Source organism: Pseudoalteromonas sp. J2K-J979, from assembly GCF_058169715.2.
This window is the reverse complement of sequence record NZ_CM200281.1, coordinates 2,463,978-2,488,221: the sequence shown is the minus strand read 5'-3', so window position 1 is coordinate 2,488,221 and position 24,244 is coordinate 2,463,978. Positions and strand designations below refer to the sequence as shown.

25 protein-coding genes are annotated in these 24,244 nt (G+C 39.9%); 14 read left to right on the top strand and 11 right to left on the bottom strand.

Translation table 11 applies throughout. The annotated features are described in order from the left end of the window. The 5 genes from AC3KVK_RS11540 to AC3KVK_RS11520 are packed head-to-tail and all read left to right on the top strand — an operon-like array spanning position 1 to position 5,568. A complete protein-coding gene (locus AC3KVK_RS11540) occupies positions 1-810 on the top strand; it encodes a P-loop NTPase family protein (RefSeq protein WP_490312904.1) in 810 nt (269 codons plus the stop codon). A gap of 16 nt (positions 811-826) precedes the next feature. Continuing rightward, a complete protein-coding gene (locus tag AC3KVK_RS11535; RefSeq protein ID WP_490312903.1) occupies positions 827-2,308 on the top strand; it encodes an O-antigen ligase family protein in 1,482 nt (493 codons plus the stop codon). Continuing rightward, positions 2,305-3,843, top strand: coding sequence for a lipopolysaccharide biosynthesis protein (locus tag AC3KVK_RS11530; RefSeq protein ID WP_490312902.1), 1,539 nt, complete (start codon positions 2,305-2,307; stop codon positions 3,841-3,843). Before AC3KVK_RS11535 ends, AC3KVK_RS11530 begins: the two co-directional genes overlap by 4 nt. After that, the gene (locus tag AC3KVK_RS11525) at positions 3,840-4,331 is read left to right on the top strand and encodes a hypothetical protein (protein ID WP_490312901.1); all 492 of its coding nucleotides are present in this window, start codon (positions 3,840-3,842) and stop codon (positions 4,329-4,331) included. The genes AC3KVK_RS11530 and AC3KVK_RS11525 overlap by 4 nt, the downstream gene beginning before the upstream one ends. A 25-nt stretch (positions 4,332-4,356) precedes the next feature. Further along, positions 4,357-5,568, top strand: a complete 1,212-nt coding sequence (locus AC3KVK_RS11520) for a glycosyltransferase family 4 protein (protein ID WP_490312900.1) — start codon at positions 4,357-4,359, stop codon at positions 5,566-5,568. Here AC3KVK_RS11520 and AC3KVK_RS11515 read toward each other — a convergent pair. From AC3KVK_RS11515 to AC3KVK_RS11505, 3 genes are read right to left on the bottom strand one after another with little or no spacing between them, the layout of a single operon-like run. After that, the gene (locus tag AC3KVK_RS11515; RefSeq protein ID WP_490312899.1) at positions 5,552-6,337 is read right to left on the bottom strand and encodes a family 16 glycosylhydrolase; all 786 of its coding nucleotides are present in this window, start codon (positions 6,335-6,337) and stop codon (positions 5,552-5,554) included. The two genes, AC3KVK_RS11520 and AC3KVK_RS11515, sit on opposite strands and share 17 nt — an antisense overlap. 12 nt (positions 6,338-6,349) lie before the next feature. After that, positions 6,350-7,507, bottom strand: a complete 1,158-nt coding sequence (locus AC3KVK_RS11510) for a glycosyltransferase family 2 protein (RefSeq protein WP_490312898.1) — start codon at positions 7,505-7,507, stop codon at positions 6,350-6,352. Between the two features lie 18 nt (positions 7,508-7,525). Beyond that, the gene (locus tag AC3KVK_RS11505) at positions 7,526-8,482 is read right to left on the bottom strand and encodes a UDP-glucuronic acid decarboxylase family protein (RefSeq protein WP_490312897.1); all 957 of its coding nucleotides are present in this window, start codon (positions 8,480-8,482) and stop codon (positions 7,526-7,528) included. 282 nt (positions 8,483-8,764) lie between these two features. Here AC3KVK_RS11505 and tyrR point away from each other — a divergent pair, with 282 nt between their 5' ends. Beyond that, positions 8,765-10,321 (top strand): transcriptional regulator TyrR, encoded by a 1,557-nt coding sequence (gene tyrR / locus AC3KVK_RS11500; RefSeq protein WP_490312896.1) that lies wholly within the window; start codon positions 8,765-8,767, stop codon positions 10,319-10,321. Between the two features lie 39 nt (positions 10,322-10,360). Here tyrR and AC3KVK_RS11495 read toward each other — a convergent pair whose 3' ends face one another. Then, on the bottom strand, positions 10,361-10,846 hold the full coding sequence (locus tag AC3KVK_RS11495; protein ID WP_490312895.1) for a hypothetical protein: 486 nt from the start codon (positions 10,844-10,846) through the stop codon (positions 10,361-10,363). A gap of 135 nt (positions 10,847-10,981) precedes the next feature. Between AC3KVK_RS11495 and AC3KVK_RS11490 the strand changes: the two genes are divergently transcribed. After that, positions 10,982-11,518, top strand: coding sequence for a thioesterase family protein (locus AC3KVK_RS11490; RefSeq protein ID WP_490312894.1), 537 nt, complete (start codon positions 10,982-10,984; stop codon positions 11,516-11,518). Between the two features lie 39 nt (positions 11,519-11,557). Here the strand turns inward: AC3KVK_RS11490 and AC3KVK_RS11485 are convergent, their stop codons facing one another. Then, positions 11,558-12,211: an OmpW/AlkL family protein gene (locus AC3KVK_RS11485; RefSeq protein ID WP_490312893.1), complete on the bottom strand. Its 654-nt coding sequence runs from the start codon at positions 12,209-12,211 to the stop codon at positions 11,558-11,560. Positions 12,212-12,490: 279 nt separating this feature from the next. On the opposite strand from AC3KVK_RS11485, the gene dapE reads away from it, so the two are divergent. Together dapE and AC3KVK_RS11475 are read left to right on the top strand one after the other, a co-directional pair. Next, on the top strand, positions 12,491-13,669 hold the full coding sequence (dapE, locus tag AC3KVK_RS11480; protein WP_490312892.1) for a succinyl-diaminopimelate desuccinylase: 1,179 nt from the start codon (positions 12,491-12,493) through the stop codon (positions 13,667-13,669). Between the two features lie 142 nt (positions 13,670-13,811). Further along, a complete protein-coding gene (locus tag AC3KVK_RS11475; protein WP_518526909.1) occupies positions 13,812-15,140 on the top strand; it encodes an IS4 family transposase in 1,329 nt (442 codons plus the stop codon). 36 nt (positions 15,141-15,176) lie between these two features. Here the strand turns inward: AC3KVK_RS11475 and olsF are convergent, their stop codons facing one another. Both olsF and AC3KVK_RS11465 read right to left on the bottom strand, forming a co-directional pair. Next, on the bottom strand, positions 15,177-16,895 hold the full coding sequence (olsF, locus tag AC3KVK_RS11470) for a bifunctional ornithine lipid synthase OlsF (protein WP_490312887.1): 1,719 nt from the start codon (positions 16,893-16,895) through the stop codon (positions 15,177-15,179). A 93-nt stretch (positions 16,896-16,988) separates the two neighbouring features. Continuing rightward, complete coding sequence (locus tag AC3KVK_RS11465; RefSeq protein ID WP_490312886.1) at positions 16,989-17,777, bottom strand: UDP-2,3-diacylglucosamine diphosphatase; 789 nt, start codon at positions 17,775-17,777, stop codon at positions 16,989-16,991. 101 nt (positions 17,778-17,878) lie between these two features. Here AC3KVK_RS11465 and AC3KVK_RS11460 point away from each other — a divergent pair, with 101 nt between their 5' ends. Continuing rightward, on the top strand, positions 17,879-18,796 hold the full coding sequence (locus AC3KVK_RS11460; RefSeq protein WP_490312885.1) for a 2-hydroxyacid dehydrogenase: 918 nt from the start codon (positions 17,879-17,881) through the stop codon (positions 18,794-18,796). A 122-nt stretch (positions 18,797-18,918) separates the two neighbouring features. Next, positions 18,919-19,056 carry a hypothetical protein gene (locus AC3KVK_RS11455; RefSeq protein ID WP_490312884.1) on the top strand — a complete coding sequence of 46 codons (138 nt, stop codon included), beginning with the start codon at positions 18,919-18,921 and terminating at the stop codon, positions 19,054-19,056. Between the two features lie 14 nt (positions 19,057-19,070). On the opposite strand, the gene smrA is transcribed toward AC3KVK_RS11455, so the two are convergent. From smrA to AC3KVK_RS11440, 3 genes are all read right to left on the bottom strand, one after another. Continuing rightward, entirely contained in the window at positions 19,071-19,652 is a 582-nt protein-coding gene (gene smrA, locus AC3KVK_RS11450) for a DNA endonuclease SmrA (RefSeq protein ID WP_490312883.1), read from the bottom strand. Between the two features lie 99 nt (positions 19,653-19,751). After that, positions 19,752-19,991, bottom strand: coding sequence for a hypothetical protein (locus tag AC3KVK_RS11445; protein ID WP_227009348.1), 240 nt, complete (start codon positions 19,989-19,991; stop codon positions 19,752-19,754). Between the two features lie 87 nt (positions 19,992-20,078). Continuing rightward, the gene (locus AC3KVK_RS11440; RefSeq protein ID WP_490312882.1) at positions 20,079-20,534 is read right to left on the bottom strand and encodes a hypothetical protein; all 456 of its coding nucleotides are present in this window, start codon (positions 20,532-20,534) and stop codon (positions 20,079-20,081) included. 116 nt (positions 20,535-20,650) lie between these two features. Here AC3KVK_RS11440 and AC3KVK_RS11435 point away from each other — a divergent pair, with 116 nt between their 5' ends. Beyond that, positions 20,651-21,046: a response regulator gene (locus AC3KVK_RS11435; protein ID WP_490312881.1), complete on the top strand. Its 396-nt coding sequence runs from the start codon at positions 20,651-20,653 to the stop codon at positions 21,044-21,046. A 63-nt stretch (positions 21,047-21,109) separates the two neighbouring features. Here AC3KVK_RS11435 and rpsT read toward each other — a convergent pair whose 3' ends face one another. After that, the gene (gene rpsT, locus AC3KVK_RS11430; protein WP_086742793.1) at positions 21,110-21,370 is read right to left on the bottom strand and encodes a 30S ribosomal protein S20; all 261 of its coding nucleotides are present in this window, start codon (positions 21,368-21,370) and stop codon (positions 21,110-21,112) included. Between the two features lie 326 nt (positions 21,371-21,696). Here rpsT and murJ point away from each other — a divergent pair, with 326 nt between their 5' ends. Together murJ and ribF are read left to right on the top strand one after the other, a co-directional pair. Beyond that, the gene (gene murJ, locus AC3KVK_RS11425; RefSeq protein ID WP_490312891.1) at positions 21,697-23,232 is read left to right on the top strand and encodes a murein biosynthesis integral membrane protein MurJ; all 1,536 of its coding nucleotides are present in this window, start codon (positions 21,697-21,699) and stop codon (positions 23,230-23,232) included. A 65-nt stretch (positions 23,233-23,297) separates the two neighbouring features. Next, complete coding sequence (gene ribF / locus AC3KVK_RS11420; RefSeq protein ID WP_490312880.1) at positions 23,298-24,218, top strand: bifunctional riboflavin kinase/FAD synthetase; 921 nt, start codon at positions 23,298-23,300, stop codon at positions 24,216-24,218. Positions 24,219-24,244: the final 26 nt, after the last annotated feature.

The window sequence follows — 24,244 nt, the reverse complement described above, 5'->3', positions numbered from 1 at the left end:
ATGGCTAATGTATTCGAAACTGTAAACAAACTGTACCCTCAGCTTGGTAAACTCGATAATAAGTCAACACAACCAGAAGTCAGTCTTTCTGAACGGGTTTTGGAGCCGTTAAAAGCGAACTCTTCAGATTCGACCCCAGTCCATGATGAAGGTGAAGAAAAACTTAAATCTGTGTTACCAAATGATAACCTTAAGCCGATCGAAAATACGCAATGGATACGCTCTTTAAATCGTGTGACATCAGGACTTATTTCGAGTGCTAACGAAGAATCTCAAACATTAATGTTTGTGGGCGTTAATAACAAAGTAGGCTCGACGACAATTGGTTATTATGCGACTCGGTTACTCTCTTCATACGACATTGAGCAAGCGTGTATTTTTTTATCAATCAAGTTGACTAAAAAAGCGACGTCACCAGATTTTTGCAAAGTGATGAATAAAGAAGTCTCTGCCGAGCAGTTTATTCGTGGTCTACCGTATTATTCGTTTACTCACTTAACCTTTCATATTAATGAAAAAGAGATTCAGTCTTCTGGCGTGCTCAATACTATTGCGGGTTTATTGCTTATTGTGAAAAATAATTACCGCTGGGTTGTTTTTGATATGCCTCCGCTTAGTCGTGTACCGAGTTTCTTATCGCTGTTCCATTTATCAGATGGTGTTATTTTAGTGACTAAATCGGGCGAAACTAGGTTGCCTGCATTGAATGCTCTGATCAGTGATCTAGAGGATTGTGGTGCGACAATATTGGGAGCCATTTTGAATTTTAGGACATTCCCGATCCCTAAATTCTTAATGAAATTTATATAGGTTTCATTGTGATATTATGCTGAATTGGCCTAAGTTACGATTAGATTTATTACTCGTTATTTTATTCAGCTCATTTGTGGGCGCTTTTTTTGTTATTTCTATGAGTAATGTGTCAGCTCGTTGGACCTTGGTTATCCTTGGGCTAACAATTGGGGTGACTTCTTTACTCTTTCTTACTGTCTTTTCCAACAAACTCAAACTGACCCTACTTGTCGGTGCTTTTTTGAGCTTGCCAATTTTCTTCGATATTAACTTTTTTTATCGGGATTATGCGCCATTTTATGTGTCGGCCAATGGCCTGACAGTGACGTTATTTGATATCTTTTTTTACCCACTGTTTTTTATCTGGTTATCAAATCGAAATAAGATAGACGCTGTTAATATAAAAATGCCCAACGTGTTTATTTGGTTCTTTATTTTGATCTTTTTCTTTAACTTACTGTCATCACTTATTTCACCTTTCCCCTTTTTTAGTATCAGTGCACTTTTTTGGATTGTTAAGGCTTTTATTATTTTCATCTATTTTATGAATAATTATAAAGATGAAGAAACATTGAAAGTGTTAGGGCGAATTTTTGGTTTGATTTTACTAATACAAGGAGTGATTGTTTTAGAGCAAAAGTTTGTTGGGGCTATTTTCACTCAGGAATTAATCGGTAAACAAATCGCGATTGTTTCATTAATTGGTAATCAAGAGGTTGAGCGAGTCGCGGGCTCTTTGTCGCATCCGAATAACCTTGCGATGTTTTTAAATTTATTCATTCCAGTTGCTGTATTTATGCTTTTGCGTGAGAAAAAAACACAGTGGCGTGTTTTTTTTATGATTAGTTTATTCTTGGCTATTTTGGCTGAGCTTTGGACCTCTTCGCGAGGGGGCTGGATTGCATTAGCTTGCTCAATGACGTTTGCGCTTTCTCTGTTGATGCATAAACGAGGCGTTAATATCATCAAAATAGTATTAAGTATTGTACTAGTGTCTGTCACTGCAGCCACTATCTTACTTAGTGCGTCTGAAACATTTAGAACACGCGTGTTTGGCGAGGATTACGGTACCGCAGATTTACGGATCCCCTTGATGCAAATTGCAGAAAATATGATAGTTGACAACCCTGTACTCGGTGTCGGTCTAAATGTGTATGCCGCTCGTATGCAAGATTATGATAATACCAATGAATACGTCTCTAAGTATTATCCATATCCTGTTCATAATACATATTTGTTGATGGCGGCCGAGTCGGGCCTGCCAGCACTGATTGTTTTCGTATCTTTAGTTGGTTTTATTTTGTATCGTGCTTTACAGGCCTTTTATCGACAAACGGGTATTAATGAGGCAATTTTGCTCGGTTTATCAACCGGGATTTTAACTTGGCTTATTCATAATCTTGCGAATCTAGATGATCCCTATATGAACAATGCTATTTGGGCAATATTAGGCATGCTTGTTGGCCTTACATTTAAAAATACTGATAAACGCCATAATCAACGTGAAGGCCAATGATGATAAGTGATAAGTCCCACACTGATGATACGGTCAGGGGCCTTAGTTGGAATAGCCTGAGAGTATTGTTTCAAACCTTCTCGTCGATATTTGTGATTGCGCTGTTAGCACGCTTTCTCCCGCCTGCAGATTTTGGTTTGATGGCCTTGGCATTATTTGTTATTGGGTTTGGGGATTTACTGGGCACGCTAGGGATGGGGCCTGCGATTATTCAACGTAAGCAGCTCACAGCTCAAGATACCTCAGTGGCTCAAGCGTTGTCTGTGTTAATAGGAAGTGTGGTGACTGCCGCGGTCTGTTTAAGTGCTCCCCTTGTCGCGCTGTATTTTGCGCAACCAGCCCTTGAAAAGATGATTTACATTTTATCTATCACATTATGGCTCAGTGCTTTTAGTGCGGTTTATCGAGGGTTGTTAATTAGGCGACTCGATTTCAAGTCTATTTTTATAGTTGATTTTACTGGGTATATTTTTGGTTATGTTCTAATAACGATCACCTGCATCTTGTATGAATTAGGGGTGATGTCGTTAGTGTATGGGGCGCTTGCTCAAAGTGTGATAATGGCTGTATTGCTGGTAGTCGCAAATCGGGCGGTGCTTAGCTTCAGTTTTGATATCACAACCGCTAAAAAGCTTATGTATTTTGGGACCGGACAGAGTTTAAATGGTGCGGTTAATTATTTAGCTGCGAATGTTGACACCTTGTTTATTGGTAAGTACCTAGGTCCTAATTCGCTTGGTTTGTACAGCCGAGCCAGTCAATTGATGACATTGCCAATAACGAAATTAGCTACTTCAATATCGAGTGTGATGTTTTCATCTTATGCACAAATACAAACGAATAAGCCATTGTTAAAACGAAATTACTTAGCTGTGGTTGAGCTGACATCGTTAGTGATTTTTCCGATTTTGGCTGGTTTTTTCATTGGTGCTAAGTGGTTGATAGTTGGATTATTTGGTGACAATTGGCAAAGCATTATTATCACTTTTCAAATTTTGTGTATTGCAGGCCTATTTAAAACAGTATTTAACTTGGCTGGCTCAGTAATTCAAGCAGTAGGGCTGGTTTATAAAGAGTTAAAACAACAGTGTATTTATTTAGTCGTGTTGTTATTGGGGTGTGTTTCTTTGGTTTCTTTTGGTGTCGAAGCAATTGCATGGGTGGTGGTGGTCGCCTCGTTATATTTATATGTATCACTGAATCAATTGGTCTTAAAGCTTGTTGATTGTGAATGGCGTTTATTTTTTAAAGCACAAAAACCAGGGTTTCTTCTTGCTATGGTTATAATTTTCTTTGGCGTGTTATTTAATTCGTTGATTGAACATTTTTTTAGTGGTGCTGCTGAGTTGTTTTTAGTGATGTTTATTGTTCAATGTGCATTGGTTTATCTTGTTGCTATTTTATGGTTACCAGCATCAATTGTTGGCTCGATGCCCAGTCAGGTATTACAACGCTTTAGTCATCGTTTACCTTCAGTTATGGTTAATTTTATATCTAAGTATAGTGCTCATCGGCTATTAAGAGACAAAGTATGAAAATTCAAATAGTGCTGATGTATGTGGGGGTGTTGATTATGTTTAATGCACAAGCTACAACACGGCAAGAGTATTTAAGGGTCTTTCCAGATAATTATACACCGACGCCATTTGAGAATTTAGCTGCCGAGTATGATCCTAAGTATATCTACTGGCCTAGAGGGTTTAATGATACTGAAAACATGCTGGCCAATACGTTATTTATTCATAGCTGGGAACAAGAGCCACCGAATGGTTTGGTACTATATATTTATGATGATCGCAGTATTTTAGTGAACAAAACTTGGGTTGATATTCAAGTTCAGTCGGGTATCAGAGATGATGTGAATAACATTGTAGTTGATCAAACTATCTATTTAAGTAAAGTTGAAATACAGCCCCAAGGCTGGACGCGTGTGCTAGTTAACCTCCATAATTACAAGGGCATGCTGACTCGCGCTAAGTTGATTCAGGTTTACAACAAAAATTCAATTCATCCAATCGATTAAATCATCGTTGCTTAGAGAATAATTAATGAACTCCTCAATATTTAGTAAATGCCTGTACATTCATTATCAAAAATTCAAAAGCGATGGTTCCAATACCCACACGCAAGCTTTTAATCACCATTTTGGTTTGTTGTGTGCAGAGCGAGGGATCGAGTTTAAAGTTATTTGCCCAGAACAAATCTTGCCTGAAGATGAAGATTCTTTTACGCCGACCTTAATGGATAAGTTGAAGTTAAGCTTATCTCAGTTTTACCTTCGAGATTTGAAAGATTTACTCATCAATATTCGTCGGATGTTCGTTGAAATTCGTTTACTAAAAAAAGAGCAGCCTGAGATTGTTTTAACCCGCTACGGTTCGAATACTTTATCAATTGTTTGGGCATGTCGTTGGATGAACATCCCTGTGGTGCTGGAGTTAAACTCTCCTTCGACTGAGAGTCTTTGCTCTGGATATCGACGTTTATCCTTTTTTCAACATCTATACTCGAATCAGCATGCTTTTTCATTAGCTGATGGCGCCTTTGGTGTGACAGATACCATAATTGAGGATGCAGTCGCAAACGATCTTGCTAAACCACATCAAACAATCGCGAATGGGGTTGATGTCACATTGTTCAAACCGAGCAATCACTCATTAGGCTTTGGTGGTCAGATAAATAAAGGACCCGTTACGATTGGTTTTGTTGGCAGCTTTGCTCCTTGGCATGGTTTAGATGTTTTAATTGATGCTTTTATTGCACTCTTAAACGAGGGGTATGACGTTCATTTGTTGTTAGTGGGCTTTGCCAAGCCTGAATCTCGTTATTTGTTAGCACCTTTAAAAGAGCCGAGTATCGCTCAGCATGTTACGATCACAGGTTATGTCGAAAAAGAGACCGTCCCGCAGTATATTGATAAAATGGATATTGCGACGCTGCCTAATACGGAAGATTATTGCTCACCATTAAAGCTATTTGAATACATGGCAATGGCTAAGCCTACGGTCTCTGTTTATACTCCTGCCGTTGTGGATATTATGCGCCCAGATCGCGAAGGTTTAGTGTATCAACGAGGTGTGAATGAACAATTTCAAGCACAGTTAAAAGCGCTCATAATATCACCACAATTACGACATGAACTCGGCCAAAATGCGCGAAATAGGGTGCATGAGCAATTTACATGGGCAAATAATGCTCACAATGTAATGTGTTTATTAGAACAAGTTTATCAATTAAATACAGCTAAGGTTGGTAACTAATATCGGTTCGTTGCCAAACTCGAATATACTCAACAATAAATTCAGCCGGTAAATTTTCGGCTTGCGGCATACCTAACCAGCTTGGAAACGTTTCTGTATCAATATTGATTTGCATGGGAGTGTGCCAATGAATATTTTGTTTGCGCCTGATGAGTTGATTATCAAAGTACCAACGAATTTCTTTATCGTCCCAATCGACGGCATATAAGTGGTAGTTGTCTGCTAAAGGTGTGTTATTTACATAGGTGTGTGAATCTGAAATTCGGTTATTATTGTTTTCTAAGCTTGGATCTCCGTAATAGATATGGGCGTTGGAATGATGGTTTTTTTCCTTTCCATCTGAGGCGCCCCCAATTTCGACAATATCAATTTCATAGGTTGCATTCGGTGCCCAGTTGTATAAAAAAAATGCGCTCGAGGCACGAGAGCGATTCGCTTTGGCTTTAATTTCAAAATAGCCATATTTGATTTTATTTCGAGCCCTGATAACGGACGTGCTGATAACCTTTTGATCAGCCGTACTTTCGTCTTTGACAGCTAAAATAAGTTGTTTATTGCGAATGCTGACGTTCTCAGATTTAAACACTCCAGGCGGCCGACCAGGCCAATGCGGGTGATAGTCTTGCCATTTTTCTGTGTCGAGACTTTGTGATGAAAACTCATCAGAAACTTCTGGAATATACTTCCACTGTCCATAAGCTGGAGGATCTGCCATTACACTGATAGGTGCAATGCTGGTTAAGATACAGAGCAGTTTTCGAGCGTTCACTTATCATGTCCCTTATTTGTGACGAGTTGTTCTGACCCAAGGAAGGTTTTTTCCTTTGCTGATTGTCCTTAATACTAGCCAAGTTTTCCAAATTATGTACCAAGGTACATAACATGCAACCTTACAAAAACCAATCATACTGCCAAACCGAATACTCGCAATAAAATAGTGGATCAATAACATCATAATGAGTATCACGCTAAACCACTGCACAGCTCCCCCCCCTATGATTAAAGGGATAACGGCTAAAATCACCATTAAACTTGCGGGCGGCATTATAATATCTATAAAGGCCTCACATGCCCATTTATTCCCTTTTAGCGTTTGAATGAATAAATCCCGTGCATAGTGTTTGATCATCGCAATCCGACCTAACTCCCAGCGTTGGCGTTGTGAAGAGGATGCATCGGCTGTTTTAGGCATTTGTGCAGCGGCACGGGCATATTCAACTAGTTTTACGCGGTACTGATTTTTTAAAAGCAGCATATGATATTCGAGATCTTCCACAATCGAATGCGCTTTATATGGACAGTTTTCAATCGTTTCACGAGATAAGGCAAAGCCATTTCCAAATAAGCCAGCAGAAAAGCCAAGGGCTGTTCGGCCACATGGGCGCAAACCATTAAATGACGCCATGCCTAGCTGCATGGCGAGCGTACGCATACTCTCATTTGGGTTATTAATCGTATCAAATAACTGTAATGCAGGTGCACCGGATGCAAATTCATTATTTAAAGCAGCTAGTGCATTAGGGCTTAAATGTGAATCAGCATCGATCACTAAAAAACCTTGCCAGTCACCTTTAAGTAAGGTCTCAAACGCGTATTCCAACGCTTGACCTTTGCCCGGATTATCGCTTCGAGCCCAGACATGTGCCCCAGCTTTCAAGGCTAAATCTGCTGTATCGTCAGTGCAATTATCCGCAATTACAAACACGCCAAAGTGCTCCGCTGGGTAATCCTGCGCGAGCGCATGCTTGATTGTATCTTGAATCAATAAGGCTTCGTCATGAGCCGGGATAATAATGGCTAGCTTTAGCTTTTCAGCGGCATCAGGTGCCTTGGGTCGTTGCGTACAGCCAGCAAGCGTGAGAAAAAAAGTATAGCCAATTGGCAAAAGGGCGATACAAGCAATCACCCATGCTAGCAGAGTTAAAGTTGTTTCGAGCACTGTAGACCTTGTTTAGGTTTAATTGTTTGATTCATTGATGAGCGCGCTAAAGTAACCAATTGTCTTTTCTAATCCTTGCTCTAAGGCGATGGCAGGTTGCCAATTTAAGTGCTTTTTGGCTAACGAAATATCAGGTCTACGTTGTTTAGGGTCATCATTTGGCAGTGGTTGGAATGTTAATTTAGATGTTGACCCTGTCAGTAGTATCACTTTTTCGGCCAGTTCTTTAATTGTGAACTCAGTGGGGTTACCAAGGTTGATAGGGCCGGTCACGGAATCATCGGTGTCCATGAATGAAATAAAGGCGTTGATTAAGTCATCGACATAACAAAAAGAACGTGTTTGTTCACCATTACCGTACAAAGTGATGTCTTGGTTTTGTAAAGCTTGCATTATAAAGTTAGAGACAACACGGCCATCATTTGGGTGCATATTTGGACCGTATGTATTAAAAATACGGGCGACTTTAATTTTTAGGTTGTGCTGTTTTCTATAATCGAAGAAGAGAGTTTCTGCACAGCGTTTGCCTTCATCGTAACAAGAGCGCTCGCCGATAGGATTGACATTTCCCCAGTAAGATTCGACTTGCGGGTGAACAATCGGATCACCGTAGACTTCGCTAGTCGATGCTTGGAAAATTTTAGCGCCTGTTCGTTTTGCTAAACCTAGCATATTAATTGCGCCATGAACGCTGGTCTTCGTTGTTTGCACGGGATCGTGTTGGTAATGAACCGGCGATGCAGGACAAGCAAGATTGTAAATTTCGTCGACTTCAACAAATAATGGGAAAGTCACATCATGGCGTATCAGCTCAAAACGCGGGTTATCGAGTAAATCGAGGATATTATCTTTGTTACCAGTAAAAAAATTATCGACACAAATAACTTCATGTCCTTGTGTTAACAACTTCCGACATAAATGAGAACCTAAAAAACCGGCTCCACCAGTGACTAATATTTTTTTTCGGTTGAACATACTGCTTATCCCTTATTATTATTGCGCCGATTATTGCATGCTTTATCAGGGGATTAAAGCGTGTCACACCCCAGGAAATAAAATTTCATATTGGCTCACTACTAGTTGAATTCACTCTAATGAACAAGGGGCGCAGAACTTGCCTGACCATAATGGTGTATTTGGTCTCATAAAGTTATAGGGTATGTGATTTTTGTTCAATATTGTTTACAAACCGCTATTCTTTTTCTGCTTCTTTCTAGTATGATTCACTCATCTAATACTGCTTAACTTGAGGTTTTAATGCGCTTAGAGATCCATTGTGCTGATCGTATTGGTATTGCGCAGGAAATTCTTAATATTTTAGTGAGTTATCAGGTCGACCTGAAAGGGATCGAAGTTGATGCTAAACACTGTCGGATGTATGTATCATTTCCGCCAATTGAATTTGAGCAATTTCAAAAAATTATGCCTTCCATTCGTTTAATCGAAGGAGTAACGGATGTAAGAACAACCGCATTTATGCCTTCGGAGCGAGAACATAATGAGCTCAATACATTACTAAGTGCCTTACCTGACGGGATAATTTCAATTGATGCAAAAGGAATGGTGCGATTATGCAATGATGCCGCTTGTCGTGATTTAAATGTATCACAAGCAGATATTGTTGGAGTCAGCATTAATTCGTTATTGAAAGGATTTAACTTTAATCGCTGGTTAGAAGGCAAAGAGGTCCTAGGTCAAACGACTCGAGTTGAGGTGGATGGTGAGGACTTTATCGCAGATATTCTGCCGATTTCAGTTCCAGAAAGCCAAAGTGAGCAGATTTTGGCGGGGGCTGTGATTAATATTAAATCGCAAAGCCGTTTAGGACAGCAAGTCAGCGCATTTCGCCGTTACGGGCAAGAAAGCTTTTCGAGTATTCAGACCTCAAGCACAGCGATGCGCCGAGTGGTACGTGAAGCACGAAAAATGGCGCAACTCGAAGCGCCAATTTTAGTGACGGGTGAAACAGGGACAGGAAAAGAATTACTGGCACGTTCTTGTCATTATGCGTCTCATCGTTCAATGAAACCTTTTTTAGCTTTATCGTGTGCATCTTTACCTGATGATGTTGCAGAGACTGAGTTATTTGGTTTTGCAGGTTATGACGATGGGTCGACACCTAGCCGAGGAATTTTAGAGCAAGCCGATGGCGGGACTGTCTTTTTCGATGAAGTGGGCGAAATGTCTGCCCGGTTACAAACAAAATTACTGCGTTTTTTACAAGATGGTACGTTCCGTCGTGTTGGCAGTGAAAATGAAGTGAAAGTAAATGTGCGCATCATTGCTTCAACGCAAAAAGATCTGCCCGGTATGGTGCAAGAGGGCTCATTCCGAGAGGATCTCTATTATCGTATTAATGTACTGAATTTAGATATCGCGCCTTTACGCGATCGCAGTGCAGACATTGGCCCATTAACGGAGCATTTTTTACAGAAATATGCGCATCAAGTTGGCAAGTCAGCACCGAGCTTAGAGCAAGGTTGTCTTGAGTTTTTACAGCAATATCCTTGGCCTGGTAATGTGCGTCAGCTCGAAAATGCAATCTATCGAGCAGTCTCATTATTGGATGATGAAAAGCTCAGCGCTGAGCACTTACAATTGCCGAGCTTTACTAATGATTTGGGGTATTTAGAGTCTGATTTTGAAGGTTCACTTGATCAAGCGGTTAAACGGTTTGAATCGACTTTATTACGTAAGCTTTATCCTGCTTACCCAAGTTCACGTCAGTTGGCAAAACGTTTAGGGTTAAGTCATACCGCGGTTGCGAATAAACTTCGTGAGTACGGGATCAACCGTAAAACCATCAAAGTTTAAAAATAGACAAACAGTAACGCGATTGTGATATCAGTCGCGTTATTTATTGCCCATATCTTTTGTTACGCCACTAGCGCTTACCGACTCAATACCGTCTTGAGTAAATTTGATTGTCAAACTGACAGTGCGCGATGCAAAAAAGTAATCGGTTCCGTCAATTGTTAAAACATAATCCCCTTTTACAGCTTGAGCAAAAGACTGCTTACGCAATGAAATTGTATGTGAGCCAATTTGCCAGTTAAATTGCTCAAAATAGCCCTTTGCAAACTCTTGCACCCAAACATTTTTTTCATCTTTACTCATCGCGATAGCAATGGAGTAGGATTCAGGCAGTTCGTTTAAGTCATATTGCTTTTTTCCAATCCGAATTTTTTTTTGTGTTTCATCCCAACCAAATCCAAATTCAAACGGCTTAACCATTCCAGTGGGATAGATGAGTTCGCCTTTCCCTTCCAAGTCAAAGTCAGCAAAGCTTGCAGGGCAATAAATTAGGAGTGCTAAGACTAGAATTAATAGCGGTTTCATTATTAGGTTACTCTGTTTAGTATTGAATTTTAAAGTATATGTGCTTCTTGCTAGAGTGCAAAAAAGCAGAATAACTTGTAAAAAAAAGCATTTGCACTGAAAATAACTTTTTCTGGTAAGACCTGTGAACCTTAAATGAACTTATATTTTAGATTATTGATTTTATTTTTTCGGATTAAGCGAAATAAGCAATATCAACCCTTGCTTGATGAAGTCAGTCTTCAATTTACGGCGTTACCGACCGATTGCGATATTAATCTGCATTTGACAAACTCGCGTTATTTGGCCTTGATGGATATAGCTCGAACTTGGATGACAGAGCGATTTGGGTTATTAGGTAAAATGTTGAAACGTAGATGGTTTCCAATAGTAAACGCAACGGCCATTACGTATATTCGTGATATTAAACCTATGCAGAAGTTTACAATTAATACGCGACTAGTGGGTTGGGATCATAAATATTTTTATATCGAACAGCGTTTTGAATCTGACCGTGGTTTGCATGCCATTGCATATGTACGGGGGGTGTTTAAAAAACGCAGCGGTTTAGTCAGTATTGAAGAAATGCTTGAAGTAGCCGAATTTGACGGTGTTGCGCCGATTCTACCGGCTGAAATCATTCATTGGAAAGAAATGCTGGAGCAGAAAAAGCAAAATAACAAACCCCAATAAATGGGGTTTGTTATGTTTATTCTAATCACTCGTCAGTGATTAGAATTTATATTTTAAGCCTAACATGAATACAACAGGATCAATATTTACCGTTGAAGTGAGTGCTTTTTTACCATCAGCATACACAGTTGCATCAGTATCGATATCAATTAATGACACCATTGTATGCACACCCCATGATTCATTTAAGCTGTAGTTAAAGCCTGCTTGCGCTGCTAAACCAAATGAATCATCTAATTTAATTTCTACATCGTTCGTGCCAAGGGTTGCTTTTAAGTCTGCGCCGGCTTGCTCATCGAAGAAAATGGTGTAATTTAAGCCTGCGCCGATGAATGGACGAAATGCTGCGTTTGCATCGCCAAAATGGTATTGCGCTAAAAGCGTTGGCGGTAAATGTTTAGTTTTACCAATTCCGGCGCCAGCTAAGCCATCTTCCCCAGTAATGTCATGACTAAATGGCGTCGCAGCCACTAATTCTACGACCCAATTGTCATTCAGTGCGTAGTCAAAAGTGATACCCAACTGCGTATTTGAGTCTACACCTAAGCCAAGCGCAGGCGCTTCATTGATAGCTGAAGAGCTGCTATCTGGATTGACGTGAATTGCGCCAATGTTAACGCTTAAATTTGCGTTTGCAAAAGGTGCTGTAATCAAACCTGCTGTTAATAATGCACTTTTTAATAAATTGCTCATTTTCAATCTCCCGATTTTAAGTCTTTTTGTCTGTTTGCTGTTGCTATGGGGTTATTATGGCGAGATAAAATTTTAAAAACCTGTCCTAGATCAAGTTCTGAAAGTGTCTAAATGGACTTGTGAAAAAAGCTTGATTTAGATTAAGTTTTTAAGCTTTTAGGCTTTCATTTTTTTACAATTTGAGGTGTTAAATTTAAGTAAAACGTTATTCAACTGACATGTATTTGACATCTTTGTTGGTTTAAATGGGGTTTAGTTCGAGTAATTATTGGAAAGAGCATGGCCTTTGCGAAACAAAAAACACACACAGCCATTGAGGTTGCCGCTTATCTGCAGAGTTTGATCCAATTTAAGTCAGTGACCCCAGATGAAGCAGGGGCGTTGCAATGGATGGCAAGGCAATTAAATCGTGTCGGGTTTAAGGTTGAAATATTCAAAAGCCAGGGTGTCACAAATTTGTTAGCGAGTTATTGTTTTTCGCCAGGTCCGAATATCGCTTTTTGTGGCCATATTGACGTGGTGCCAGCTAAAAATAATGGCTGGCAGTGCGATCCGTTTTCTGGTGAAATTATAGATAATCATATATATGGTCGTGGCGCGGCTGATATGAAAGGTGCGATAGCCGCCATGCTGAATGCGACGGAGTTATTGTTGGCCAGCCCTGAACAGTGCTGTGGCACCTTTTATTGGTTATTGACCTCTGACGAAGAGGGGGAGGCGGAATTTGGCACGAAGTTGCTGGTAGAAGAACTCAAAAAGCGCAAAATTAAACTCAATGCCTGTTTAGTGGGTGAGCCAACATGTATTAACCAGATTGGTGACACCATTAAGAATGGGCGACGAGGGGCATTATCGGGTAAGTTAACTGTACTTGGACAGGCTGGGCATGTCGCTTACCCAGAAAATACACGTAATGCAATTCATTTGATGAGCCCCTTGATTACGAGGTTACTCGATTTGACTTGGTGCAAAGATATTGAAGGATCGAAAACGTCACTACAGATCACGGACTTATCAGTGCCAAATGCGCTGGATAATTTAGTCCCTGCGGTAGCTGAGTTGAGTTTTAATGTACGCTATAGCCATGCTTATCAAAGTGAAGAGATCCACTGGTTGATTAACCAAGCAATCGGAGCGTTTAATTTAAACTATCAACTGACTTGGCAAAGACCATGTGAACCTTATTACACGGGTCGTTCAGATGATGTCATGATTGACTATTTAACGGTACTTGAAGGATGTGTAAATCAGTCAACAGGGCTGTTTCCGGCATTAAGCACGTCTGGAGGAACATCTGATGGGCGATTTTTTACTGATCCTGATACACAGGTTTTTGAATTTGGGTTACGAAACTTTTCTATCCATCAGGTTAATGAACGCGTAGCAGTTCATGAACTGGTGAAATTAACCGATATCTATCAACAGTTTTTGCATCGAGTGTTTATTGGTAAAGCTTAACTAGCTATCAATCTTCGCGCTTACATTAGACAATAAAAAAGGCATCGATAGATTAATGCCGATCAGTTAAGTAACAGATCGGTTGACCGATCAAAATGATCATGCAAAATCCGTAATCAGGTAACTGATTACGGATTTTTTTGTGAATATAGAACAAGCTCTGCATACAACTTTTGAAGAAAGCACTCGCTACCATACATTTGAAAAACTAAATGAAATACTATCGCCAGAAATAATCGAGCAAGGCTTCCAACAAGCAGGCATAGCTACACTTAGAAAGCGTCGGTTGCCATTAGAAGCTGTGCTGTGGTCAGTCATTGGTATGGCATTGTTTCGTAAAGAATCTGTCTGGAATATAGCAACTAAATTAGACATTATGCTACCAGGAAAAAATCAGTTAGTTGCACCTAGCGCGATGGTTCAGGCGCGTCAGCGGTTAGGTGAAGAATCGGTTAAACAAGTATTTAATAAAGCTGCCAAAGCTATGTACCATGAGGAAGAGTTTGAAACGTGGTGTGGCTTGAATTTATTGGCTGTTGATGGCGTTGTTTGGCGAACACATGACTCACCAGAAAACCGAGAGGCTTTTTCATCAGCCAACAATCAATATGGTGACACGGGCTTTCCACAAATTCGAATGGTTTGTCATATGGAACTTACCAGCCATCAGCTTATTACGAGTGAATTTGATAATTATAAAACCAATGAAATGAAGCTTGCAGAGCGCCTAATCGATAGAACGCCAAACCACTCAGTAACGATGTTCGATAAGGGGTATTATTCGCTTGGCCTGTTAAACCGATGGCACCAGGCTGGTGAAGAAAGACACTGGTTGATTCCCGCACGGTCAGATTTACAATATGAGGTTATCTCAACTGTTGGTAAAAACGACCAACTTATTTCGCTTCAAACCACTAAGCATGCCCAAAAGAATTTCTCGGATGTGCCAGAGGTTATTGAAGCGAGACTAGTGAGTAAAACTATCAAGGGTAAGACCTATCGAATATTAACCTCTATGACAGATAGGTTGCGTTTCCCAAATAGTGAAATCGTAGATTTATATTGCCATAGATGGGAAATCGAACTTGGTTATCGAGAAATAAAACAAACGATGCTAGATAGTTCATACCACTTGAGAAGTAAACGCCCTGACATGGTTAGACAAGAAATATGGGGCGTACTTTTAGCGTACAATTTAATTCGACGGCTGATGACGATGGCTGCAACGCCTCAAGGGTTATGGCCTAACGAGCTGAGTTTTTCGAGCTGCTCTATGGCAGTAATCCAATACTTCTCCTCAATATCAATTATGAGCCCTGGGAATATTCCCATGCATTGGGAACATTTACTTAAAACTCTCGCCCTATTCAGATTGCCCGCAAGGAGGGAAGATAGGCGATACCCACGGTGCATAAAACCGAAGCCATCGAAGTATCCTAATAAAAAGAAAAATGCCAGTCAGCTTAACTGACTGGCATTAATCGATAGATGCCTTTTTAGGAAGCGATCATTGTTGATGAACGTTTAAATAGCGTTTTATTTTTTGTTCTTTGAGTTTGGTTAAGTCAACCATCACTAGTCCATCAATGCAGTAATTGAAATCAGGGTCAACACTAAAGCTCAAAAACTGAACGCCTTTGGCGTCGCACAAATCGGCATATTGCTTCAATAGAGTAGGGACTTGTACTCCCATATTTGCGAGTTGATGTTTGAGCGTAACAAAATCCGCTTTAGCATCATTTCCAACAAATACGGTTTTGAACTCGGTTTGCTCTGAACTTGTTAATTGGAGTTGGCATTTAGGTTGAGCCAACATTACTTGGCTGGAAAAATAGTGCTGATAATAATGCACTAACAGGTTTTGCGCTTTCTTTGGCAGGCTGTTTGAAATACTGACTGGACCAAATAAATAGCGAAACTGTGGGTAGCGGGTAATAAAAGCGCCAATGCCATACCACAAATAATCTAAGCTGCGTTTACCCCAGTATTTAGGTTGAACAAAGCTGCGTCCGAGTTCTAAACCCTGCTCAAAATAGGGTTCAATGTTAGGTTGGTAATGAAATAATGAGTCTGTATATAAACCGGCATGACCGGATTGCTGAATGATGTTATTTGCGTCAGCTAAACGATAGGCTCCGACAATTTCAAGTTGGTCAGCATCCCACAACACTAAGTGCTGGTAGCTCATATCGTATTTATCAATATCGCGCCGTTTTCCTGTTCCTTCACCGACGGCACGAAAGGCGACTTCTCTCAAGCGGCCTAATTCACGAAAAATGGGTGAACTACCTTTATAACGATAAAGGTGAATTAGCATATTGTCTTGGGTGTGGCCAAGCAGCTCAGTCTGTGCGATAGCTTGTTTAAGACTTTTGCGGCACTCAGGTTGCGCAATAGGGTTTTCGGTTTTAAAGGGGAGCTGTTTTTTACTCCCAAGGCGATAAAGCTGTTTTTTTATTAACTCGCTGACCACTTTATCGCTAACATTTTCTAAATGATAGGCGGAAGGGGCTATCGGCGAACCGATTTCAAATTCTAGGGACTTATGACGCTGTTTAAACATTTCTTTGACTAAAAGTAAGCTAGCTAAAGGTTTATAGACGAGTGATGTCCCATAAAAGAGGGGACTATTTTTTGCCATTATTTGGATGGGTAAGATAGGGGCGTGCGCTTTGAGTGCAAAGCGTAAAAAGCCTGTGTGCCATTGCCCATCTTTAATGCCTGTAGGACTGAGACGAGATACTTCACCGGCAGGAAATATCAGCAAAGCTCCTTCTGATTTCAAGTGTTGCTGTATGTTGGCCAATTCACGTTTTTTACTGTTACCAGATAAATTATCAACGGGTAAAAGTAGATTATGCATAGGCTCGATAGCCATTAACATACGATTGGCTACGACTTTGATATCTTTTCGTATTTTATATAATAGGCTGATTAGTGCTAATGCGTCGAGAGAGCCTATAGGGTGGTTGCATACAATCACTAGCTTTCCGTCAGTGGGAATATTTTCAACCTGCTGTGGGTTAAACCGACTATTAAACTCCAGTTCTTCGAGAACTTGCTCGACAAATTCAATGCCTTGTAAGTGAGGGTATTGGGCAGCAAAGCTGATGAACTCTTGTTCATGCAATAAGTACCCAAGCCCTCTTGTGACGATGTTTTTAAGTTTTGGGGAGTTTTTTAATTGTGGAAGGTTGCTTTCCACGACGCGTTCGGCACTAATCATAACAGACTCACTCTAACTAATTTGGCTTTAGAGTAAAAAGGCTCGATGACAAAAAAGCGTCACCGAGATGACAGTTTTACGACTTGTTGTTTATTACGCCACTTCTAAAATATGAGAAGGGACTTTCTCGAGTGTTTTTTGCTGTTCAGTCCAGTAAATGAGTTCCATACTGGCATCATGATGCTCCACAAATGCAGTACAGCTTTCGATCCAATCGCCATCATTGACGTAAATCATCTGGTGTTTATAAATTATTTCTGCACTGTGGATATGACCACAAATTACCCCATCTAAGTTGAGTTTTTTGGCATGTTTTAATGCGGCATCTTGATAACGGCTGATAGCTTGTGTTGCGCCAGATATTCGTGATTTGACATACGCTGCTAACGATAAATAGCTCAAGCCCAAAGATCTACGACCCTTGTTATACCAACGGTTTGTAAAGAGGAGCAAATCATACAAGGCATCTCCTAATCGAGCTTGCCATTTTCCTAAACACACTTCACCATCAAAAATATCCCCATGGCAGACTAAAAAGCGCTTTCCTGAAAGACTGCGAAAAATAACGTGCTGTTTGATTTCAATACCGGCAAAGAAGTGATTTGCATAACGACGAACAGATGCATCGTGATTACCCGGAATATAAATTACTTTGCAGCCACTTTGTTGCATGTGGATCAATTGTTGGATAACTAAATAGTGTGAATTTGGCCAAAACAACCTTTGTTTAAGTGCTTGAAAGTCAATGATATCACCAACAAGATAGAGGACTTCAGGTTGAATATGCTTTAACATATCGAGTAAATAGGTCGCTTTACAATCTTTATATCCTAAGTGTAGATCGGATATAAATAGGCTTTTAACGTTCAGTGTTTTATCCATCGATCACGTACCTCAAGAGTCTAATTGTTCTACAAATAAACTAAGAAATCACAATGACAAAGCGATGATCAATCAATGATGCTTTAATGACAGGTTACTCAATGAGCTTATTAATCGTTATTCCTAACCGAAATACTCAGCCGTTACAAGAAAGGTTGTCCGAGGCGTTACCCAATGAGGTGATTGAAGTCTGGCCTGACGTCGAAGAGCCAGAAAAAGTGAACTTTGTTTTAGCATGGCTTCCCCCTGATGATGTGTGGCGACACTTACCTAATCTAGAAGGCGTTTCCTCATTTGGAGCCGGTGTGGATGGCTTAATTTCGCCCGCTTTACCGGATGTACCAATTGCTAGAATTGTCGACCCTAAGTTGGCGTTTGATATGGGGCAGTATCTCTTAGGGCACATTTTGGCCTGGAAATTACGTATCATGCAATATCATCAGCAACAAACTGAATGTCATTGGTATCCTCAGCGAGCTCACCCAAACATCACTGTTGGTATTTTAGGATATGGTCAGTTAGGGGAAGAAACGGCACGTCAACTTAAACTTAATGGGTTTGTGGTTAATGCATGGTGTCGCAGCGAAAAGCAAGCCGATGGTATTGATTTTTACTCAGGTGAAGCCGGTATGTATCAAATGGCAGCCAATTGCGATTTTATGATCTGCCTTTTACCATTGACTGAGGAAACAATTGGCATTCTAAATCATGACCTATTTTCAGCTATGCCAAATCACAGCGTGTTGATAAATGTTGGCAGAGGTAAACATTTGATTGAGTCTGATTTATTAGAGGCTTTGCAGACTAAACAAATTGCCCATGCGATCTTAGATGTCTTTCAGACTGAGCCTTTGGAGGCGGAGCATCCTTTTTGGAAACAACCTAATCTGACAATCACACCGCATGTATCCGCTTTGACGGATATGAAAACGGTTGTAAAACAAATCGCAGAGAATTATCTCAGAGTCAAAAACTCAGAGCCAATGTTGAACTGTATTGATGCAAAAAAAGGTTACTAATTGCTGTAAACGTATTGTTAAAGAAAATATATTTGGGTAGACTAGGTTTTGTACGTTAAATGCGCACAATAAATATTAATTAATCCAACAATACGAATAATAAAATAAAATTTGGGGGAGTTATGCATCGTTCTGCAAGCCGAGGTATTAAACTGAGTTCAGTTGCTTTTGCGGTTGCGGTTTTGGCTGTATCGGCTTGGTTTAACCAAGCAGCAGCACAAAATATAGAGCCAGATGTATTGAGCTATCAAGTAAAATAAAGCCCGAATGGGCTTTATTTATTTCTACGATTCAATTCTTTATTTTCTAATTTTTTTACGGCGCTTTTTGTCAGCAAAACATACATTGCTCCTGGGCCACCATGAGGTTTCATCGCACTATGTAAAGCAAGAACCTGCTCATGTTGAGTTAACCATTTATAGCTATAGCTTTTTAAAATAGCGGGAGCAGGGGAGTTTTTTAGTCCTAATCCGTGGTGAATTAAGACCACGCGAATATTGCGTTGCTGACAATCATCGAGAAAATCAAATAGCACAGCTTTGGCTCTGTGGAGCTTAAACTCATGCAGCTCTAAACTGGCATCGAATTGATACTTCCCCATCCTCAAATTTTTAAATACACCCGCTTGCACACCGCTTTTTTTAAAGCTGATAACTTCATACGGATCAATAAAATCGACAGCCTCCAAGCTTAGGTAATCTTGAGTTGAATTAATCTCAGCTATGGCGGCAAGTTGCTTTTCTCGTTGTGCGTCGCTAGCTTGGAGGGGTTTTTTAGGTCGAATAAATGCTGTGGGCTCGAATGCATCAACATCACTCATCAATTGAGAAAATAAAGTACTTTCGGAATTGCTCATAAAACACCTCTTATATTTTTGCTTGATTATAACTGGGTCAACAGAAATTGGGAGGTGTTTTAGATTTAGCGCAACGTTTATGTCACGCTATTAAACAGATTAATCTAAGTCTAATTGACTGTAGGTATACACTTTGAATAGATAGAATGCATTTATCAGTACTAAAGTGATATTTGAGATATTGCCTGTCGGTATCGTATCAAAGCGATGGCAAATAAATAGAATAATACAACCACCTAAGGCCGCGACTCTTAACCAAGTAACATTGTTAATAAAAAAAGCACCAATACACAGGGCTAAACCGAGTAAATTGATTGATGATGTGGCTAAAAGATCCATTATTCCTTGTTCCGATATGATAAATTGGAGCGCTATTATGGTGATCTTTTATCCAAGCGACAAATGAGAATAATTAAAATTTTGTTATTAGTTTTTTTTATGTGAAATGTAATAAATCGCGGTGGAGATTGGGCCCGCTTTTTCGATCACTTGATATTTCTGACATCCTGAGATGTCGGTTTGATTATGACAAATAAATAGGTTTTTCTCTTGGTTGTCGAGCGTTGCTAAAAGATCGCTATCGAGTAAAAGTGGATCTGTATTAAATATTCCAGGCCAATAAATGCTTTGAGTCGTGACTCCTGCCTTTTGATAGGTTAATAAAGAGGGTTTAGGGGCAATTAAAAGGCCTAGACCGATAAGGGCGCAAATGATTAGTGTTGGTAACCAGTTCCGTTTTTTTGCTTTGAGTTGATTATTTGATTGTGAGGCATTTGTTTGTGATTGATCTATTAGTTTAAGTTTTTGTTGTTTTCGCTGTGCTTGCTGTTTCTTTAATTGCTCTGGGGAAAGTAATTTTTGTTGTTTTATCTTCTTAGACATAATGGTATTTTTACTTAAACTTTGTTTATATGTGCAAATTGGTAATTTAACACACTAGTTATGAGTTAACGTCTATAATAGCTCATGTAAGCGCAATAAAATTGATAGGATGAATTATGGGTGCAGATTTTTCTGTATTAATCGTGGATGATGTTGGGACGGTGCGTAATTTTTTGCATCAAACATTGGTGCATTTAGGAATTGATAATATTTCTCAAGCATCAACGGCTGGTCAGTGCTTACAAATGAGCGAAGATAATCAATATTCAATCATTTTTTTAGATATTGAATTACCAGATGGCAATGGCAAAGAAATAATTGAAAAGTTAAATGAAATCTCACCTTCTAGTAATGTAGTGATGGTTTCAGCTCACTCAACAGTAGAAAATGTTAAAGACGCAATAGACAAAGGTGCAAAAGGGTTTGTAGTAAAACCTTTCTCTCCGAAGAAGATTGCCGCTATTTTGAAAAAATTTGCACCAGATGCGCCACAGATTAAATTGCCAGACTAGTAATTTGATAAAATCTAGATATAAAAAAACCGGCCTAAGCCGGTTTTTTTGTACAAAAACAAATTATAGCGCTTTGATTTTAGCAGCTAAACGGCTCTTATGACGAGCAGCTTTGTTTTTGTGAATTAGACCTTTAGTTGCGTAACGATCTAATACAGGTACAGCTGCTGAGAATGCTTCTTGTGCAGCTTCTTTGTTGCCAGCTTCAATAGCAGCGATTACTTTTTTGAAAAAAGTACGCATCATTGAACGACGACTTGCGTTGTGTTGACGGCGTTTTTCGCTAGTTAAAGCGCGTTTCTTTGCAGACTTGATGTTAGCCAAGGTTTGCTCCTAACAATCTTAAATAAAGCTTAATTTAAAGGCCGAGGAATATGCCTTTTTTTCGTGATAATGTCAATTATCTTTTCATAAAAACTACTTCTTAACGAACATCTGTTGGCCGCTCTAGCAGTTAATCCGGTCATTGTAACAAAGTCGGATAAGCCTGTACTAGTGTTATCGAAAAGTTTTAAAAAAAAAATAGAAAAGGCAAGAAAACCAAAATATTGGATAGACGAGCTTTTATGGCATAATGGCATTCTTTTGGTACTATTTTGGGGTGAGCAGTGAGTAAAGGGTTGTTCCGCTCAGGTATGATTGTAAGTGCAATGACAATGATATCGCGTATTTTGGGACTGATTCGAGACTCTGTCGTGGCGAATCTTCTTGGTGCGGGTGTGGTTGCAGATGTCTTTCTATTCGCAAATCGGATACCGAATTTTCTTAGACGTTTATTTGCTGAAGGAGCATTTGCACAGGCATTTGTCCCTGTGCTGAGTGAAATTAAAACCCAGCATGATGATGACCGGGTGCGGCTTTTTGTGGCTCAGGCAAGTGGCACGCTCGGTACGATCTTATTAATTGTTACCATCCTGGGGGTGATCGGCTCTCCTGTAATCGCGGCTCTATTTGGGACTACTTGGTTTCTTGCTTGGTTAGATGGCGAGCCGGCAGGTGAAAAGTTTGAGTTGGCTGCCATGATGCTAAAACTTACGTTTCCTTACCTGTTTTTTGTCAGTTTGGTTGCCTTATCTGGTGCAGTCCTGAACGTTTATAATAAATTTGCTGCTGCAGCATTCACACCGGTGTTACTCAATGTGTCACTCATTAGTTGTGCGCTATTTTTTCATGATTCATTTTCAAATCCAGGGTTTGCACTTGCACTTGGAGTATTTATAGGTGGCCTTGCACAATTGTTATTTCAATTGCCATTTTTATATCGTGCTCGTATGTTGGCCAAACCTCAGTGGGCTTGGCAAGATGAAAATGTGAAAAAAGTCAGAAAGTTAATGTTGCCAGCGATTTTTGGTGTATCTGTAAGTCAAATTAACTTATTACTCGATACCATTATTGCTGCTGCGCTGACGACTGGCTCAATTGCTTGGCTGTATTATTCTGATCGTTTAATCGAATTTCCTCTTGGGTTATTTGGAATTGGCATCGCAACCGTTATTTTACCCGCGTTGTCTAAATTGCATGCACAGCAGGAGGGACATCTGTTTCAAGCCACCCTTGATTGGGGAGTGCGTTTTGTTATTTGGCTAGGTTTACCCGCACTACTTGGTTTGATTGTGATTAGTCCAATTATCATCACAGTTTTGTTTGGGCATGGTGAGTTTATGGCCAGTGACAAAAACAATGTTGCACAGGTGGCCAATGGCGTGACAGCTTATGCGGTTGGGCTGGTCAGTTTTATGCTAATTAAAGTATTAGCTCCCGGTTTTTATGCAAAGCAAGATACTAAAACACCAGTGAAAATTGGGATTATTGCTTTGGTGTTGAATATGGTGTTTAACCTTGCATTTGCCCCTTTTTGGGGATATGTCGGCTTGGCGTTGGCAACGTCGCTATCTGCAACATGTAATGCATTATTGTTGTTTTATTTTTTATCGAAACAAGGTATCTATACTTTTTCCTTAACGAGCCTGTATTTTAGTGTGAAATGTTTGTTTGCATCAGCAGTGATGACAGGGGCAGTCTATCACGCTGAGCAATGGTTTAATTGGCAACAAGCTGGGCGTGAGCAGCAAATATTCGTATTATTTATGTTAATAGGCATCGCTTTGATTAGTTATGTGTTGGTATTATTGCTTCTTGGCGTCAGAGCTTCGATGATAAAAAATGTCTCGACTGCTGAATCCTAACAAAAAAAAGTTTATAATCGCTCTTTGGTGGTTTTAGTGGTAACAAAAGCAAGGTTTATAACTCGATGGAATTAGTCAGGGGTGTTCATAATATCAGGGATCGACACCGAGGTTGTGTGCTGACTATTGGTAATTTTGATGGGGTACATTTAGGCCATGTAGAGGTACTTAATGGCTTGATCTCTGACGCAAAAAGACTGTCACTACCCAGTACGGTGATGTTGTTTGAACCACAACCACAAGAGTTTTTTGCAAAGGATAAAGCACCAGCACGTTTAACTCGCTTACGTGATAAGCTAACCTTGCTCACTAAAATCGGTATTGACCGAGTAATTTGTATTGCGTTTAACGCAACTTTTGCCAAGCTCGACCCTGAATTTTTTGTAGAAGGTATTTTGCATCAACAACTGGGTGTCAAAGCGTTAACTGTTGGCGACGATTTTAAGTTTGGTGCAAATCGAGCGGGTGATTTTAAGTTGCTGCAAGAAATGGGGCATAAGCTTGAAATCGAAGTAAAAAATACGGCAAGTTTTCGCCAGCAAAATTGTCGGGTAAGCAGTACGGCAATACGTACATCTTTACAAAATGGTGATTTTTCTGCTGCACAGCAGATGCTCGGGCATTCTTATACAATTTCTGGGCGTGTGATTCATGGTTGGAAAAAAGGCCGGGAACTGGGGTTCCCAACAGCCAATGTGGCCTTAAAGAGACAAGTAAGTCCATTACATGGTGTGTTTGCGGTGAGTGTCGTAACCACTGATGGGATTCTCCGGGGTGTAGCAAATATTGGCTGCAAACCAACACTCAATGGTAAAACAACCTTATTAGAAGTGCATCTTTTCGATTTTTCAGGAAATTTGTACGGTAAATTTATTAGCGTAGAGATCGTAAAAAAACTACGTAATGAACAAAAGTTCGACACTCTGGCTCAGCTTATTTCACAAATCGGAATCGATGTGAATAATGCCAAACAGTGTTTCGTTTAATTTCAGTAGCCGATACGGAAAGTAGG

Excerpts from the sequence above, each read along its gene's own strand:
- AC3KVK_RS11535 (WP_490312903.1), top strand. The coding sequence starts at position 827 with ATGCTGAATTGGCCTAAGTTACGATTAGATTTATTACTCGTTATTTTA.
- AC3KVK_RS11505 (WP_490312897.1), bottom strand. The coding sequence starts at position 8,482 with ATGTTCAACCGAAAAAAAATATTAGTCACTGGTGGAGCCGGTTTTTTA.
- AC3KVK_RS11445 (WP_227009348.1), bottom strand. The coding sequence starts at position 19,991 with ATGGATCTTTTAGCCACATCATCAATCAATTTACTCGGTTTAGCCCTG.
- dapE (WP_490312892.1), top strand. The coding sequence starts at position 12,491 with ATGGCCTTTGCGAAACAAAAAACACACACAGCCATTGAGGTTGCCGCT.
- AC3KVK_RS11495 (WP_490312895.1), bottom strand. The coding sequence starts at position 10,846 with ATGAAACCGCTATTAATTCTAGTCTTAGCACTCCTAATTTATTGCCCT.
- AC3KVK_RS11455 (WP_490312884.1), top strand. The coding sequence starts at position 18,919 with ATGCATCGTTCTGCAAGCCGAGGTATTAAACTGAGTTCAGTTGCTTTT.
- AC3KVK_RS11440 (WP_490312882.1), bottom strand. The coding sequence starts at position 20,534 with ATGTCTAAGAAGATAAAACAACAAAAATTACTTTCCCCAGAGCAATTA.
- olsF (WP_490312887.1), bottom strand. The coding sequence starts at position 16,895 with ATGATTAGTGCCGAACGCGTCGTGGAAAGCAACCTTCCACAATTAAAA.
- AC3KVK_RS11520 (WP_490312900.1), top strand. The coding sequence starts at position 4,357 with ATGAACTCCTCAATATTTAGTAAATGCCTGTACATTCATTATCAAAAA.
- ribF (WP_490312880.1), top strand. The coding sequence starts at position 23,298 with ATGGAATTAGTCAGGGGTGTTCATAATATCAGGGATCGACACCGAGGT.
- AC3KVK_RS11485 (WP_490312893.1), bottom strand. The coding sequence starts at position 12,211 with ATGAGCAATTTATTAAAAAGTGCATTATTAACAGCAGGTTTGATTACA.
- tyrR (WP_490312896.1), top strand. The coding sequence starts at position 8,765 with ATGCGCTTAGAGATCCATTGTGCTGATCGTATTGGTATTGCGCAGGAA.
- AC3KVK_RS11540 (WP_490312904.1), top strand. The coding sequence starts at position 1 with ATGGCTAATGTATTCGAAACTGTAAACAAACTGTACCCTCAGCTTGGT.
- murJ (WP_490312891.1), top strand. The coding sequence starts at position 21,697 with ATGACAATGATATCGCGTATTTTGGGACTGATTCGAGACTCTGTCGTG.
- AC3KVK_RS11460 (WP_490312885.1), top strand. The coding sequence starts at position 17,879 with ATGAGCTTATTAATCGTTATTCCTAACCGAAATACTCAGCCGTTACAA.
- AC3KVK_RS11465 (WP_490312886.1), bottom strand. The coding sequence starts at position 17,777 with ATGGATAAAACACTGAACGTTAAAAGCCTATTTATATCCGATCTACAC.
- AC3KVK_RS11530 (WP_490312902.1), top strand. The coding sequence starts at position 2,305 with ATGATGATAAGTGATAAGTCCCACACTGATGATACGGTCAGGGGCCTT.
- AC3KVK_RS11490 (WP_490312894.1), top strand. The coding sequence starts at position 10,982 with ATGAACTTATATTTTAGATTATTGATTTTATTTTTTCGGATTAAGCGA.
- AC3KVK_RS11435 (WP_490312881.1), top strand. The coding sequence starts at position 20,651 with ATGGGTGCAGATTTTTCTGTATTAATCGTGGATGATGTTGGGACGGTG.
- smrA (WP_490312883.1), bottom strand. The coding sequence starts at position 19,652 with ATGAGCAATTCCGAAAGTACTTTATTTTCTCAATTGATGAGTGATGTT.
- AC3KVK_RS11525 (WP_490312901.1), top strand. The coding sequence starts at position 3,840 with ATGAAAATTCAAATAGTGCTGATGTATGTGGGGGTGTTGATTATGTTT.